The 17,231-nt window shown below is 42.9% G+C and carries 8 protein-coding genes; 3 read left to right on the plus strand and 5 right to left on the minus strand.

Features of this window, described 5'->3' with window-relative positions:
- Window positions 1–16 precede the first annotated feature (16 nt).
- Window positions 17–1,672, minus strand: coding sequence for a hypothetical protein (locus IDJ75_RS00625; RefSeq protein WP_191173685.1), 1,656 nt, complete (start codon window positions 1,670–1,672; stop codon window positions 17–19).
- Window positions 1,673–1,961: 289 nt separating this feature from the next.
- Window positions 1,962–3,011 (minus strand): gliding motility lipoprotein GldB, encoded by a 1,050-nt coding sequence (gene gldB / locus IDJ75_RS00630; RefSeq protein WP_224746443.1) that lies wholly within the window; start codon window positions 3,009–3,011, stop codon window positions 1,962–1,964.
- A gap of 143 nt (window positions 3,012–3,154) precedes the next feature.
- Between gldB and IDJ75_RS00635 the strand changes: the two genes are divergently transcribed.
- Together IDJ75_RS00635 and IDJ75_RS00640 are read left to right on the plus strand one after the other, a co-directional pair.
- Entirely contained in the window at window positions 3,155–4,804 is a 1,650-nt protein-coding gene (locus IDJ75_RS00635; RefSeq protein ID WP_191173686.1) for an NAD+ synthase, read from the plus strand.
- 95 nt (window positions 4,805–4,899) lie between these two features.
- Window positions 4,900–5,517 carry a DUF4136 domain-containing protein gene (locus IDJ75_RS00640; RefSeq protein WP_191173687.1) on the plus strand — a complete coding sequence of 206 codons (618 nt, stop codon included), beginning with the start codon at window positions 4,900–4,902 and terminating at the stop codon, window positions 5,515–5,517.
- A gap of 187 nt (window positions 5,518–5,704) precedes the next feature.
- On the opposite strand, the gene IDJ75_RS00645 is transcribed toward IDJ75_RS00640, so the two are convergent.
- The 3 genes from IDJ75_RS00645 to IDJ75_RS00655 form a co-directional block, all read right to left on the minus strand.
- A complete protein-coding gene (locus IDJ75_RS00645) occupies window positions 5,705–5,893 on the minus strand; it encodes a hypothetical protein (RefSeq protein ID WP_191173688.1) in 189 nt (62 codons plus the stop codon).
- 44 nt (window positions 5,894–5,937) lie between these two features.
- Window positions 5,938–10,065: a DUF2341 domain-containing protein gene (locus IDJ75_RS00650; RefSeq protein WP_191173689.1), complete on the minus strand. Its 4,128-nt coding sequence runs from the start codon at window positions 10,063–10,065 to the stop codon at window positions 5,938–5,940.
- A gap of 268 nt (window positions 10,066–10,333) precedes the next feature.
- Window positions 10,334–13,063 (minus strand): T9SS type A sorting domain-containing protein, encoded by a 2,730-nt coding sequence (locus IDJ75_RS00655; RefSeq protein WP_191173690.1) that lies wholly within the window; start codon window positions 13,061–13,063, stop codon window positions 10,334–10,336.
- 398 nt (window positions 13,064–13,461) lie between these two features.
- Between IDJ75_RS00655 and IDJ75_RS00660 the strand changes: the two genes are divergently transcribed.
- On the plus strand, window positions 13,462–17,208 hold the full coding sequence (locus IDJ75_RS00660; RefSeq protein WP_191173691.1) for a S8 family serine peptidase: 3,747 nt from the start codon (window positions 13,462–13,464) through the stop codon (window positions 17,206–17,208).
- The last annotated feature ends 23 nt before the right edge of the window (window positions 17,209–17,231 follow it).

The following is a 17,231-nucleotide window of genomic DNA, read 5'->3' on the forward strand; positions in this document are numbered from 1 at the left end:
TATTAGTTTATAAAAATTATGGACAAGGAACAACAACCAGTTTTCCATCCTGATCAATGCCTGCTATAGCATAGCTTGTTGTACCCGCAGGTGCTTTATACATATTAATAGCATCACCAAATATTTTGTTTAATGCATATGCTGTTGCTGTTGCGTCATCAACGTTATTTGCAATTTTATAATCTCTCGCAATACTTAAATAGTTATTATCAAATCCATCTGGATCATTATCAAAATTTGCATATAAACTCCCAAGTTGGCCCCAGCCTGTACTATTAACAGTTATAACGTAGGTTGCGGTACTGGTAATAACAGTTGCATATGCATTTTGCTTATAAAAATTAATATTTGACGCGCCTGTGCTGGTAAGTGCCGGATTAAGTAAGTTTTGAAAGATTAAAAATACATCATCTGGTGAAGGGGCATTACCCCCCGGATGTTTATGAGCAGATCCAACGGTGTAACCATCAGTACTATTCCAGGTGAAGTGTGGTGTCCATAGATCATTCCGACTATCTGTTGTTATAGGCGTATTTACATACGTATTAGAGGTAAGGCTCGTTAAATTAAGATCAGAACCAAATTCATGAGGACCCGGCTGCGTTAAAATAGCTGCATTTCGTTGTGTATTAAAAGAATCTGCAAATTTCGCTTTTGATTTTTTTAGTTTATCACAAGGGTCTTCAACAGGTTTTATGGTACATGGGGCACCGCCCCCACCAGGTGGCGGGAAACCGCCATCGCCAGGGTTGAGTAGCATTACTTTTAAAGCATTACCCACCTTGCCATCTTTTACGCTTTGTACTGTACCTTGCGGCGGGCATGGATCCGGGCTACCCGGCGAATCTCCTCCTCCTCCTCCGCCACCACTACTTGGTGGGGTGATTGGTGGCAGAGGGGTACTTGGATCAGGCACTTCAATAACTTCTGTATGGCATTGTGTATCTAGGTATACCCAAACTTCGCCAACCTTTTGATACCAGGCAGTACAAACCTGTATGGCCTGATATGCATTGGGGGTTATGCTTTGTACAGCCTGGCCGCCTGTAGTTGTAGCAGTATAGTTATCTACTAATTGCCCTTTAATAACGCCGTTTTTGTAAGTATAGCCGTCTACAAATTCGCCCTGCGGGGTGGTATAGTATACCATACCGCTAAAGTTAGCGTCGTGCTTGCCATAGCTGTTATTCGCCAGTTTTGATGTATCGGCGTTAAGATATTCGGGGTAGCCAACAATCGTCATTACATAGGCTTTGTAAGTATCGCCCCGCTTTAATATCAATACCGAACTACGGCTGTTACTTTGCGATGCAGAACCCACTTTAAGCCCTATTGCCGAAGCGGCATCCATCGGCATTTCTATCACATCGTCATTAAAGCGTGCATAGTTTTTGGCGGCTGCCCAATTGGGACTAAAAAATTGGCTCAGGTCAAAGTCATCGCCTACGGCATTGGTATTTTGAGTTGTGGGTTTTCCTCCGGGTTTTGAGTAGTTGGTTTCATACCAGCTTTTTGCTTTGGCAATTTTAGGGTCGGTAATAGTTGCAGTGGGGTTATCATCAAGTTTGGAAATATCCTTGCGGCAACCATAAATTACAGCAACACAAGCAATGAGTAGAACAATACACAGCTTAAAAATAGTGCCGGTACTTTTAGGATAGCGTTTTTTCATATAACAGGTAAAGGATTTAAGCAACAAAAATATAGTAAATTTTCGTGATAAAAAACACGTAAAACTACGTGTTTTTGCAATTGTTCAAATTTTGTTCCATTATCCAAAAGTGGAACAAAACTTTAATTTTCATAACTAATTGTACAACAGAGTCTTAATTAAAAAAAAAACAGGAAAGTTTTTGTTTAGATAGAGGCTTCTTTTTAAAAACATCAATCATCTCATTATCAATATGTTCCACTTGTTCCGCTTGTTCCATTTTTGAGTGGAACAGAACCGCACGGCGTTTCTAATCTTTAATATTTTTCGGCCGGTACTTCGCTTCGTTCAATATCTTTTGCGCGTCCCTGTCGGCCATTAACTGGGGCAGGGTAACGTTGGGGTGTTTTTCCATATATTGTTTTACTATTTGCCAGCCTGTCCATACACCAAGCTTTGGTGCCGATTCATTATCATCGCCAAGGCCGGGGGTAAAGGGGGCCTCGTTCAGGTACTTTTGTATCTTTTGGAAATCGGTTTCATAAAGCAGGTTCTCTTCTAAAAAAAATCCCCAGATATTGCCTTTAAAATCTTCGCACCATTTGAGTTGTTTGGCGGTATAGCCAATTTTGGTTGAATCGGCTACGTCGGGCAATATTTGGTCCATAAAATACAGGATCTTGCCATTATAAACCATTTTAGCCAGCAGCGAATTATCCTGTTCATTCTCCGGGAACATATCCTCCCGGGCCATGCCTTCTACCACGCGCGGGGTAATATTATCGGGTGTAAAACGGCGCGATATATAACGTGGGAAACTCTCTACGAGGGCCGGGTAAAAACGCGAGTTGGCACCGAGGAAAAGATCGAGCCCGATGCCAAAATAACCATCGCCTATAGTAGTTTGCGCCTGGAAGCCCGAAAAGTAAGCATACACTTTAGGCAGTTGCTTTTGCGGGTAATAGTACTTTATACGGCGAAAGGCATCTGTTAATTCTGCATCCAGTTTATCGGTGTTGGGGTAGGCAGCGTCAACATCATGTTTAAGATCGGTGTAAGCCTTCCCCGCAAAAACATCATGCAGGTTTTTATAATAATTTGTATCGGCAGTACTACCTATTTTAATTACGCGTTCAATAAAATCCTGGTAAAACGTACCGTACTTATTTTGTAGTGCAGCTATTTGCGGGGTAAGTGGTTTTGTGCGTAACTGGTCGAAATCTTTATCAAAGCGTTCCACCTTTACATCAACCGGAATATTGCTTACATCAACCTTTTTATTGCGGTTGCAGGCGGCAAATACCAGGCACACAAAAAAACTTATATAAATAAGTGTTGTTTTACACGAATAAGACATCATATATAGCGTTTTAGCAAAAATAATTTTTTTATTTGCATTAAGGGAGGTTAGTGAATAGTAAGTGGTGAGCAGTTGAATGGTTTCATTCGCCGCGGGCTTATTGACTACTCACTGTTAAACCAATTACTACTCACTGGAAAAAAATGAAAATAGCATTAGCCCAGCTTAATTATCACGTCGGTAACTTTGAATCTAACACCAATAAAATAATTGCCAGCATCCGCGAAGCTAAACAAAACGGGGCCGATCTGGTGGTGTTTGCCGAACTGTGTGTGTGCGGTTACCCCGCGCGTGATTTTTTGGAATTTAATGAATTTATAAGCCTTTGTGATGCTGCCGCAAAACAAATTGCTGCTGAGTGCAAGGATATTGCCTGCATTATAGGCCTGCCAACACCAAACCATAACTCCGAAGGAAAAGACCTTAATAACTCCGCATATTTTATTGAAAATGGCGAGATAAAAGCAGTTGTAAATAAGGCGCTTTTGCCTAACTATGATATTTTTGACGAGTATCGGTACTTTGAGCCATCAACCAGTTTTAATTGTATTGATTTTAAGGGCAAACGCATAGCATTAACCATATGTGAGGACCTGTGGAATACAATTGAGAACCCCTTGTATGTTACAAGGCCAATGGATACGCTGATCAAGCAAAATCCGGATGTGATGATCAATATCGCCGCGTCGCCGTTTGCGTATAATCATGATGAAGAACGCATTGCTATTTTGAGCGATAATGCGCGCAGATATAACTTGCCGCTACTATACGTTAACCATGTTGGCGCGCAAACCGAATTGATCTTCGACGGAGGGTCATTAGTATTTGATAAAACGGGTAATATTGCCGATGAGATGCCATATTTTAAAGAGCACACGGCATACTATACTTTAGATGATAACGGCGATTTAACCTTTGAGCATCAAACAACCCAAATGACCGATCGCGAAAGCGATATTGAGCAGATCCACCAGGGCCTAATTTTAGGTATCCGCGATTATTTTTACAAATCGGGCTTTAAACAGGCTATATTGGGTTTATCAGGTGGGATAGATTCGGCTGTGGTATGTGCCCTGGCTGCCGAGGCGCTTGGCCCGGAGAATGTAATGGCGGTGCTGCTGCCATCCAAATTCTCAAGTGATCATTCGCTTAAAGATGCGGAAGACCTGGTTGCTAACCTGGGCTGCAAATCAGAAACGGTTGCTATTGAAAAAATAACCGATGCTTTTGAAACCGCATTGCACCCGCAGTTTGCCAACCTGCCATTTAACATTGCCGAAGAGAATATCCAATCGCGCAGCAGGGCGGTATTGCTGATGGCTATGTGCAATAAGTTCGGTTACATCCTGCTTAATACATCAAACAAAAGCGAGGCAGCTGTTGGTTACGGTACCCTTTATGGCGATATGTGCGGGGGCATCTCCGTTATTGGAGATGTGTTTAAAACGCAGGTTTTTCAACTGGCACGACACCTTAACCGCGAGCGCGAAATAATACCCGTGAATACGATTGTTAAACCACCGTCGGCCGAATTAAGGCCTGATCAAAAGGATACTGATTCATTACCGGAGTATGATATACTGGATGCAATACTGGTGCAGTATATAGAACAGCGCCGGTCATCTGCAGAAATAATTAAACAGGGCTTTGAGGATGCCGTGGTGCATAAAGTATTACGATTGGTTAACATGGCCGAGCACAAACGTTACCAAACACCACCTATACTAAGGGTTTCGCCCAAGGCATTTGGAATGGGCAGGCGTATGCCAATTGTAGGAAAATATTTAACGTAAAATAAGGGATAAAAATTTATTTTTGATTTGCATTAAACCCGATTAAACCTTTGCAGATCAATAAGTCTAAGAGTTATAAAAAACATGGTGAGGCTATGAAAAAATATATTTATTTAGTGTTGGCAGTGGCTTTTGTATCGGCCCTGTCGGCTTGCAGCAGTTATAATTATTATACAGCTGCCCAAAACAAAACCAATTTAAGTAAATACCGCACATTTGCCTGGGCTGCCCAGGAACGAAACCCTAACAAACAATGGCGCCCGCTTGATGAAATTGGAAATGGCAAAATACAGGAAGCCACCAAAGTAGCCTTAGCTGGCAAAGGCTTAACACTTGAGCAGCAAAACCCCGATTTACTGGTACGTTATGCAACAGTAACAGGCAGGGGTACTAAAACAGAATTTTACTCGCCTTACTACAGTGGCTTTTATGGCGGCTGGGGCTGGGGTGGTTTTTATCGCCCTTATTGGGGCTTTGGCTGGGGTGGCCCATGGGGGTATGGCTGGGGCGGTGGTACCTATGCACAAAAAGTGCATTATAAAGAAGGTACCATTATTATTGACCTGATTGACAGCAGAACCCAGCAACTGGTATGGCGTGGCTATGGTGTTGGCGAATTGCGCAACCCCAAACAAACCATGCGCGATATTCCTAAAGTTGTTGAAGGGATTATTAAGCAGTTAGACTTAGCACCACCAATGCATAAATCATAAAAAATAAGGTACTAAAAAAGGGATGCAATTTGCATCCCTTTTTTAGTACCTGGGTGTTCACGTTCACACATGTGAACGCTGTGAACGGTGTGAACGCCCTGATAATCAGCGGTGACAAAATGCTGTCAGCCCGATATATTAAAACCTGATGGGTTTTTAAACGACCAAAACCGCCCCTGAAACGCCCTTAAACGGCAATTGCTTTTTGCTTTTGATGTAATTTATACGCGCCAAAAATAACTGCGGCAATAACTAAAACATATACCCAGGTATCAAGCGGTAGGTGGCAACCATTCGGGTCATAAGTCGGATCATCCAGATCGCCCGGGCATGGTGTTTCGTCTGTTTGGGCAAAAGCGGTACTTATACTTAACATAAATGTTAGAATAACTAAAACGAAACTATACTTTCTGCACATATCTAAAGCTTAATAAATTTACCTGTCAGTAGTGTCTTTTTACTATTGTTATTTGTTAACTCTATGATGTAACTGCCTGGTGGTAATGATGATATATCCTGCTGGCCTGTTGGTGTTGTAAAGATACTGTTTTTCATTAATATACCCATGGAGTTATATACTTTCAAGGCTATAGCACCCTTTGTACCTTCTTTAAGGCTAAATTGAATAACATTAGTGGCAGGATTGGGGAATAGGCTAAAAGATCCGTTTCCCTGAGTTGAAATAATAATAATATCAGAATAAGTTACGCGGTTATTTATATCTGTTTGTTTTAAACGGTAGTAAATATCGGCAGTTAGCTTGTCGTTATAAATATCTTTAAAAGAGTAGGTACCCATGGAAGCCGACCGCATATTCTTTACGGCCTCAAAGGTTACCCCGTCTGTACTTTTCTGCAGCTCGAAAGAAGTGTAATCATATTCGTTTAAGGTGTTCCACTTTAGGATCACATCATTAGCCACCCTTTGCCCTTTAAACGAGATGAGTTGGTAAGGCGGGAGGTTTTTTTTGCGGATCAACACCTCAAACCGGCTGTTGCCAAAGGTTTGCGGGTTTGCTTTATCGAGGTTGAAATAATAAACGCTGTTTGTCCTCAGGTCGAGCGAATCATTTTTAAAATGATCCATCAGCCAAACATCATACATCTCAGGGATGCCTGAAAGGCCTGTTTTCTCAATACTATAAGTGCCGCTGTAATTGTCATTAACGCTTAAAAACACCGATGAACCCTGTTGCCCCAATGGCTGCGATGCAATGGCCACCAGGCGGTTATCGCTGGTCATGGCGCCAAAAAACACATTCTGCCCCGGGCCGTTCAGGTCATCAGCATCTTCCATTTCATCATATTCGTATTTATAAGTATCCAGGTAACGCAGGTAAGTCATATCGTAGTTGGTGCTATCCTGTACCATTTTAAGGCTTATCATAGGTATTTCGGTGCCCATTGGTTTGCCCAACAACAAATTGCCATCTGTTAGCTGGTTGGCTGTTTTTAAAGATTCGGTAAAGTTAATGGAACTTGTAGCGCTGTTTGATTTTACAAAGAAGCCCTGCCCGCTGGCAATGATAACGGCGGATGGCTGAGCGGTAATAGTATTAGAATTTGAAAGATAGGTGTAAACAGTATTTGTAGTGCCTACGAGTGTTGCATTTGCGCTTCCGCTTGGCATTAGTATGCTTGATGGATAGGGATTACCAACCTGGTTAAAACCCGCGTTGGCGTTTGAGAGGGGGTAGGTGAACGATTGCTGGTTAAGCGCCCCGGTTTGCAGCCCCACTACATTAGCCTCAGGAGCGGTGTATGCGTTGCCACTTTTAACAAGTTTATTGACCCCTGTTCTGCTTCCCCTGAAAAAAAAATAAAAACCTGATCCGATATTACGGTTTGCAATAGTCGGATCTGAGGGCCCGGCGAAAAGTTTGGTAGCTGTGTTATAAAACAAAATGGTAGGCCCATTATTGGCAGAGGCATCAAAATTGGTGCCTGCACCAGTGATGTTAAGATTTGTTTTTAAACTGGTAAAGTTATACATGGCAGATGCAGACGAAGGCACAGTTGCTGTATTATTAACTGGTGAACTCATAAGCCTCCAGCCGCGGTTTGTTATTAAACCACCTGTAAACCATCGTTCTACTGTTACGTTACCGGTAATTGTACGGGCTGTGCTGGTTATTTCGGCCACCCGGGCTGTAAAGGTTCCCGAGCTTTTGAGGGTTAAGGCGCCGCTGTTTGCATTGTCAATAAAAAGGCTGCCGCTGCTTAGGGTAAGGGTGTTGTACAGGTCAACCGGGCCACCCATTATTTTAACCTGCCCGTTTGCTGCCGTATTGTTAACTATAAAATTACCAACCTGCGCGGGTACTGTTGTACTTACCCCCACATAACTTTGTATTGGAACTGTACCATTCCAGGTAATTTGTGATGCGGGGTTGGTGTTATATAATATACCGCCTGTGGTATTATTGTTATTGTAAATATTGCACCCTACGCTTAAAATGTTCCCGTTTAAATTAACACTTGCCGTGCCATTAAGTGTAATACCATATACAGCAGCATTTGAATTTAGTGTAAGCGATTTGCCGGTAGGGATTATTAATGTTGCTGTGCCATTAAATGCCGGCGCCTGGTTTGTAACGCCAGAGGTTGTATTGTCCCAGTTAGTGGCATCGGTATAGGTACCGGTTGCCCCTTTATAAGTATAAGTTAACGCGCCGGGTATAGATGCTGCAATTGCCTGTGTTACCGTAACCGCAGCGCTGTAGTCTGTAAAGGTAGCGGGGGTTGTTTGGTTTATAAACTCAGCTTTTATCCAATCGTCAGATTTTATAACATTTGATATACGTACCTCATCCATTAAACCCTTATAAAAGTTCTCATCATTAGTGCTGCGATGATCAATACCCATGGTAACAACATTACCAGCTAACGGAGTTATTGAAGATGCAATTTTGGTAAGTGTTGTTGTAGCCGGTACGCCATCTACATAATTTTTAAAAGTAGTGCCGGTGAATATTCCCTGCACATAATGCCAGTTGGTTGCAACTGTTCCGCCATCGCCCAGGTTACCTACAGTAGTTATTAAATTGGTGCTTCTGGTTTCTGTTTCAACAACATTTGCTTTTACGCCCAATTTATACCCCGGGCCATAGTCTAACTCGTTAGATACTATTTTATTATCGCCGCCCGGGTTAGTAACAGATACCCATGCTGATAATGTAAACGTGCCTGTAATATCGGCCTTTTTGCTACTTATAATTTTTGAAGTACCGTTAAAGCTGTAGCCTCCGCCGGTAAGGCCTGCAGCGAGGTGTATCTTATCGTCAGATGCAGTAACGTTGGTTGGTACTCCATCTACATCATTATTGGTTGCATCCAATACGTTGCCGGTAGCCGGGTTTTCATTAAAGTGATACACAGCCAGGTAATCAGACGCCCAGGTGCTGCTGTAAAAAGCTGCACTATGCGCCGGGTTTAATGATCCAAAATAAAAGCTTAATGTGTTATTTGTGGCAGCATATAAGGTTGGCAGTTTAACCCACACCAGTAAAGTGCCCGTGCTTTGATCGTAACTTTCAATCTGGTAGTTTAATTCGGCGGCCGAAGAGGGGTCAATAAAAGCAAAATCGTAGTTTGTTCCGGGGCTGCCGTTAAAATCGCCATTCGGGTAACGTACCTGGTTGTTGCATTTATTGTTAATTATTAAAGCGTTATCCTTAATGTAAACAAGTACCGGGAAATTGGTTTGATTGTTTGTTATACCAAGGGTAGCGTTTTTTAACGTTAGTTGTTTTTTAAACGCATAGCTGGCGGCTGCTGTGGTGGCAGGCAATACAGTAACTGTAGTACTAAACTCAGCCGATGATACTGTGCCCGAAGCGGCGGTAATGCCAATAGTATATAAACCGGGAGGTACTGATGCCGAGTTTAAACTTACAACACCTGTAACGGCGTTGATGGTGAAATAATCGTTCGGTGTTGTGGTTAATGAATAGGATACAGCAGGGCTGCCATATATTTGAAATTCAAAAAGCGAGTAGCCTGAGGTGCCGCCGCCACGTACTGTACCTAACATACGTACATACCTGCCTGATGCGGCAATTGAGGGCGTTATATTGTCGGTTGCACCGTTTTCGGTAGTTGTACTGTAGATGTCTGTCCAGGTGGTGGTGTTGTTAGAAACCTGTATTTTATAAGATTTTCCATACGTGGTTCCCCAAATTAAGGTAACCGCGTTAATGTTATAAATAGCTCCCAGATCGATATATATCGATTGCGGATCGGAAGCCGCGCTTGACCAGCGCGTCGTTAGGTTATTATCTAAAACCGCATTTGCCGGGAATGAGGTAGCATTTTCAAAAGAACTTGCTGTAGCAGTTTTGCCAATAGAAAGGTTTACGCCCGTATTACCGCTTACTGTAGATGCGGCCGTAATATTTACAAGGGTACCTGTTGCCGAATAGGCAGTTACGCTATTTGTAACAGCGTTTGCATCTGACGGAGTATTTACGGTTTGTGAAAATACATTTGCTGCACTTAAAAAGTGTAGCAAAAAAACCATAGCGGTGTATTTTAGTACGCGTATCTTCAAATTACGGGGGATTTATTTGAAAAAAAACAACTAATAATTATATAGCATGTGCTGTAGCTTAGTTATACGTAAAGGGTTTTAAAAAGTTAGTCAATAGTTAATTTATTTATCAATATATTGCTAATTATTAAGTTAAAGTAATTAAATGTGGTGTGTAAGTTGCTTGTATACAGGCTTTTGGAATAGCTGTGGTATAGATAGGGCACAAAAAAAACCGACAGAAATGCCGGTTTTTTTTATGTATTTAATAAAAGTGATGTAATGCTGGTTAAAGCTTTATGAATTTACCGGTAAGTACAGCTTTTTTACTATTCAAATCTGTTACCTCAATAGTGTAATTGCCTGGTGTTAAGTTTGATACATCCTGTTGCCCGGTGCTTGCTGTAAACACGTTCGATTTCATTAACAGCCCCATCGCATTGAAGATGTTTAACCTTACGGATGATGACTTAATGGTTTGATCTAAAGTGAATTGTATGGTATTGGTTGCGGGGTTGGGGAATACGGCGAATGTACCGTTACCTTTGGCCGGTGTAATGATAACAATGTTTGAATAATACACCATATCGTTTATATCAACCTGTTTTAGGCGATAGTATATTGTTGCTGTATTATTGCTGCTGTATATATCCTTAAAATTGTATGACCCCTGCGAGCTTGATTGTATGTTTCTAACGGTCTCAAAGTTTGTTCCATCGCTGCTTCTTTGCAACTCAAACGAAGTGTAATCGTACTCGTTTACAGTATTCCATTTAAGTAATACATCGGTGCCTGTTTTTTGCCCGTTAAATGATACTAATGCGTAAGGTGGCAAGGCTTTTTTCCTGAGCACTATTTCAAACCTGGTGCTGCCATAGGTTAACGGGTTTGCTTTATCAAGATTAAATTTATAAGTATCGTTAGCTCTCAGATCAAGCGAATCATTTTTAAAATGGTCCATCAGCCATATATCGTAAACTTCCGGTATGCCGCTGAGGTTCATTTTTTGTATGGTATATAACCCGCTGAAGTTATCATTCACAGTTAAAAAAACGGATGTTTTTTTCTTATCAAGTGGTTGTGATGCTACGGCTACGGCATGGTTATCAATCGTCATGGCGCTTAAAAATACATTTTGCCCGCTTCCGTTAATGTCGTCGGCATCTTCGTTCTCATCATATTCGTTTTTGTAAGTATCCAGAAAGCGCACGTAGGCAATATCATAGTTGGCGCTATCCTGAACCATTTTTATAGTTATAAGAGGTTGCTCGGTGCCTACAGGTTTACCCAAAAGTAAATTTGACCCGGTTACCTGCGCTGTGGCTTTTAAGCTTTCGGTAAAGGCTATTGAGCTTGTAGCGCTGTTAGATTTTACATAAAAGCCCTGGCCGCTGGCAATATTAACAGTTGATACTGCCGCAGAAACGCTGTTTGCACCCGGGGTATACGTGTACACGAAACCTGTTGTGCCGGTATACGGAGCGGAGTTACCAACTGCCCCGCCACCACTTGGCATACTAATGGTTGAGGCGTAAGGGTTACCCACAAGGTTAAAGCCGCTGCCCGCGTTTGATAATGTATACGTTATGCCCTGTTGGTTAAGTGTGCCGGTTTGCAGGCCTACAACGTTTGTTTCGGGTGTTGCATAGTTGGCACCATTTTTTGCAAGTTTCCCCAGGGTGGTAATTTTGTCTCCTCTAAAGTAAAAATAAAAGCCACTGCCTACGCTAACGCCTGTAGTAATGGAAGGTAGTGATATTAGTTTTTTGTTGGGGGTATCGTATAAAAGCACGGTAGCATTGTTTGCAGGTGAAACATCGAACCCGCCGCCTAATGCACCGGTTATATATAAGTTGGTTTGCAGGCTTGAAAAATTATAAGTCCCTGAGCCGTTCGCAACCGGGGAACTCATTAAGCGCCAGCCACGATCAGAAGGATGGCCGCCGGTAAACCAGCGTTGTACGGTGTAGGTCCCCGTTAGGCTCGCGGTACTGGGAAGCGCACGTACTGAGCCGGTTCCGCTTGCGTCTGATAAAAATGTAAAAGAGCCAGTATTGGCTATTGTGATTTTGTTGGATAGTTGTATCGCACCTGTTGAAGCAACAGTAGAAGTACCTGCAACGTTTAATGTTGCCACCGAAGAGGTGGAACTGCTTGCAATGATAGGCGATGCGCCGGCATTAATAGTCATGCCGAGATTAGCTGTAAGCGAGCCTCCTGCAGATATTGTTAAGGTAGGTACATAGTTTGAACCAAATACTAACTTGCCAATGGTTTTATTCCCAGTAACGGTTGGCATAGTAGCATTATATCTGTCAACAACACCAATTTGTACAACATCATATTGGCCTGGTGCAACACTTGGAGCATTACCGTTTGCCGTTGAATAGTTTGCTGGATCAGAAAAGTTAGCATTGCCATTTGCACCCCCACGCCAGTTAAGCGTTGCCCCTACGTGATAAAGAGGGCCTGTTATTGTATTTGTTGAGTTTTTCTGATAAGAATATGATGGCCCAATTGCGAAAGCATCTGATTGCGATTTATTTATAGTAAACTGTATAGATGTTGCAGTGAAATAAGTTACGGTAAAGTCGGCAACGAAAAAATAATTTTTTGTTTCACCTGCTGCGAAAGTCTCATTCAGCCCAGTAAATTGAACTGCATTTGAATAAATATTTGTGGTACCGCCAGATCCTGTTCCGGAAACCTGTGTAAAACCTATTGATGAATAGCTTGTAGTACTGGCAGAATTTGCCCGATATAATTTGCCGTTAGAAAACATGGATTGAGAATTTACGCCACCAACGGTTGTTATTTGAAGTATGCTGGCGGTTGCAGCACTTGAATATGTAACAGAGAAGCCAAACAATACATATCCATTATTCCCTAATGAAATCGGGTCAGGGCTTAGCCCGCTATTTAAAGCTGCTACTGTTATAGTTTGCCCCGTTGTTCTGTTGCCTAATAGGAAAAGAAATATAAATATGGGGGAAATATATCGTAGTAATTGTGTTTTCAAAGTTTTAGGGCATTAATCAATATTATCGCATAGGTGCAAAAACTATGCAAACACTAATTAATCAATTACTTAATGGGCTAATTGGGGCAAACAACCAATAGTTTCGCTATAAAATTCCCGCTTACAACTTAAAGGAATGTTTTAAATAGAAAATAAATAACCAACACGGGTAATTTTTTCTACACATTGTAGATTTATTTTCTCGATTTAACTATTGATACTTGTAATGAGGAATTGTATTTAACCTGAGAGAAAGAATGTGCGCTAATATTGATAAAATTAACGCAGGGTTATGGGTGTTGTTATGCAAATTTTAAGCCAAAACGATATATCTGGTCTATCCCTTGCGATAAACTCATCCAAAACCTATATTTATAGGCTTGTAATCAATATTTTATATGGGTAAAAAATACCTAACCTTAGCCCTCAATTTTCTGTTAATCATTTGTTGTTTTCAGAGCTTTGCCCAGCAAATTCCCGTTAATATTGCCAAACAAAGACAGCTGGATGCGCTGACAATAACCTCACGTCAAACTTTTACATCGGGGTATCAGGAAGCTGTAGCAATGGCACCCGGCATGGGTTGGGCCATTCGCCGTACAACAAAAGCGGGCAATATAGTTGCTTTGCAGGGTATTAATAAACAGGGTTTCCCTATATATCTTACAACTCATAATAATACTACAGCTGCGGCAACTACAGGTACCAATACAGTACAGCCCGGCGGTGCATTAAACCTAAACTTAACAGGCAGCAGCGCAAATTTGCTTAATAAACTTGGTATTTGGGACGGCGGGCAGGTGTATAGTGCACATCGTGAATTTGCCGGAAAAACAATAGCAGCTAAAGATAATTCAGCTATACTTGACCACTCTACCCACGTTGCCGGTACCATGATAGCAAAGGGTGTATATGCCCCTGCAAAAGGCATGGCATATGGCGCCACAACCCTCTCGGCCTGGGATTTTGATAACGACGTATCTGAAATGAGTGCAGCTGCATCGGGCCTGCTGCTTTCCAACCATTCGTATGGTGAAGTTGGCGGCTGGGATTATAACCAAAGTGCCGGCCGCTGGGAATGGTATGGCCTGCCCGGCGATAATGAAGATTACAATTTTGGCTTTTACGATTCCCGTGTACAATCGTGGGATAAAATAGCTTACAATGCACCATATTATCTCATTGTAGAGTCGGCTGGTAATAGCAGGAGTAGCAATGGCCCTGCTTTAGGTGCAACATATTATGGGTTTACCAGCCGCACAAATCCAACCTTTATAAACAAAGGGGCGAGGCCTCCGGGCATCAGCAGCAATAGCGGGTATGATATTATTACTACAACAGGTAATGCCAAAAATATATTAACAGTAGGCTCGGTTGGGGCCTTACCCAATGGGCCGGTTAACCGTACTGATGTGGCCATATCTTACTTTAGCAGTTGGGGCCCTACAGATGATGGCCGCATAAAACCGGATATAGTGGGTGATGGCGAGAATGTATTATCGGTAGGGGTGCAAAGCACAAGTTCGTACCTTACGTTGTCGGGTACATCAATGGCGGCGCCTAACGTTACCGGTTCATTATACTTGCTGCAGGAGTATTATTCGCAAAAAAATAACGGCAATTTTATGAGAGCAGCAACCTTAAAAGGACTGGCTTGCCACACTGCTTTTGATGCCGGTAACGTTGGCCCCGATTATATTTACGGATGGGGCTTACTGGATATGCGCAAAGCCGCACAGGCTATTACCGATAACGGCACAAAAAGTATTATTAACGAAAGTACCTTAGCCCAGGGGCAAACCAAAACTTTTGATATTACGGCGTCGGGCGACGGCCCGCTGATAGTAAGCATATCATGGACAGACCCCGAAGGGACACCTACCGCCGGTACAACCATAAATGACCGTACCCCCAAACTGGTAAACGATCTTGATGTGCGTTTAAACGATGGCTCAACAACTTTTACACCCTGGATACTTACACCTGATAACCCATCGGCACCGGCTACAAATGGTGATAACATTAGGGATAATATTGAGCAGGTTTATATAGCCAACGCTGTGCCGGGCAAAAAATATACGGTTACCATTTCGCATAAGGGTGCACTTCAATCTGGCAGCCAGGCGTATTCGGTTATTGTTACCGGCGCAGGGGGTAACCCTTATTGCGCATCAGCCCCGGCATCAACTGCCGATTCTAAGATCAATAGCTTTTCACTATCAAACATTAATTATACTTCGCCTGCGGGTTGTACAGGTTATACCGATAACACAGGTCTTTCTATCCAGTTAGAGCAAGGCAAAGTATATTCATACAGCCTTAACCTGGGTACTTGCGGTAACGATTTTGGCAAGGCAGCCAAAATATTTATTGACTGGAACGGCAACGGTAGTTTTGATGCTGATGAACTTGCGGCCACAACCGCCGTGGTGGCGGGTACAGGTACCGTAACCGGTAATATTTTAGTACCGGCAAGTGTAGTGCCGGGCAACATAAGCTTGCTGCGCGTGGTGCTGAATGAAACCGCTAACCCGGCATCTATCAATGCGTGTGGTACTTATGCCAAAGGCGAAACCCAGGATTACAGGGTGCAGTTTACAAAACCCGCTGTTGATGCAGGTGCCATAGCCATTGTAAATGCAGATGGCGGTGTTACTTGCGCGCCTGCTGTAGCTGTAACCGTAAGGTTAAAGAATTTTGGTACCACGCAAATCAGCAATGTGCCCGTTACCGTTACAGTAACAGCGCCTGATAATACGGCAACAACCTTTAACGAAATTTTCGCGGCTACCCTTAACCCCGAAGAGGAAACCGATTTTACACTGAGCGGTAAATTTAACACTACCCCCGGTGCAACTTATGCTATTACTGCCGAAACCAAGCTGGCAACCGACCCTGTAACAGCCAACAATAAAGTAACCGGCACTATTGCCGTGGGCACCCCACCTGAGTTAAGCGGCATGCTGGCCTATTTATGTGCCAATACCAATACCTATCAATTATCGGCAAATGGCGATGGGCAGGTGCTGTGGTATAAAACAGCAACAGATGTTACACCAATAGGCTTTGGTTCGCCGGCAACGGTTGCTGTGGCACCTGTAAACAATATTTTTTATGCGGGGCTTAATGATTTTCGCGGCAAAGTTGGCCCTGCCAACAAAAATATATTTAGTGCAGGTAGCTATAACCAGTTTACCCCCGGTATAAAAGTAACCACCAAAATACCAATTACTATACAAAGCGCCCGCCTTTACATTGGCAGCCCGGGTAAAATAACCTTTGCCGCCACTAATGATAACGGTGAGGTGGTATCGTCGGTAACGTTAAATGTTACGGCCACCCGCACAACCGCAGCCCCGGATGCGCAACCAAACGACCCGGCCGACCAGGGTAAAGTTTATACCCTAAACCTGTTATTGCCTGATGCCGGTAACTATACCATCGTACCAACTTATGATGGCGGTGCTACCATGTTTCGTAATAACGGGGGAGTGACGGGCTATCCGTTCAGCGTGGGCGATGTATTTAGCATAACAGGAACCGGCGCTACCCCTGATCCGGGTGTAACCGATCCTAACTACGATAAAAACTTTTATTATTATCTGTACGATATGCAGGTACACAGCCCCGGTTGTGCAACCGTGCAAAGGGTGCCTGTTACGGTAACAAAGCCCGTAATAACCCAAAGCGGCGATGTGCTTAGTTCAAGTATTGCGCAAGGCAACCAATGGCTTTTAAACGGCGAAGTAATACCAGGGGCTACGGGCATTACTTATTCACCGTTAGTTAGCGGTACCTATAAAGTGCAGGTTGTTGTTGGCGATGGCTGTACAGCAGCATCTGATGATTTTGCCTATGCCATTACTGCTAAAAATCCCGATAAAACAACTGATATAGGCCTGGCCGTATTCCCGGTACCTGCATATACCTATTTCAATGTGGTGTTTGTTGCCAAAACAGCGGGCAACCTGCAACTATCATTAATTAACAGTGGGGGGCAGGTGGTGTACCAAACATCGCAAACCATACCCGCGGGCAATTTTAGCACGGTAATAAATACGGTTAACCGCTTGCCGGGCACTTATTTACTGAAGTTGAACCTTGGCGATAAGGTGTACTCTAAAAAGATAATTATAGCGAAGTAACGATGATGTGCAGATTACAAACG

Origin of the sequence: Mucilaginibacter rigui (genome assembly GCF_014773275.1) — a bacterium.
Taxonomy (GTDB): Bacteria; Bacteroidota; Bacteroidia; order Sphingobacteriales; family Sphingobacteriaceae; genus Mucilaginibacter; species Mucilaginibacter rigui_A.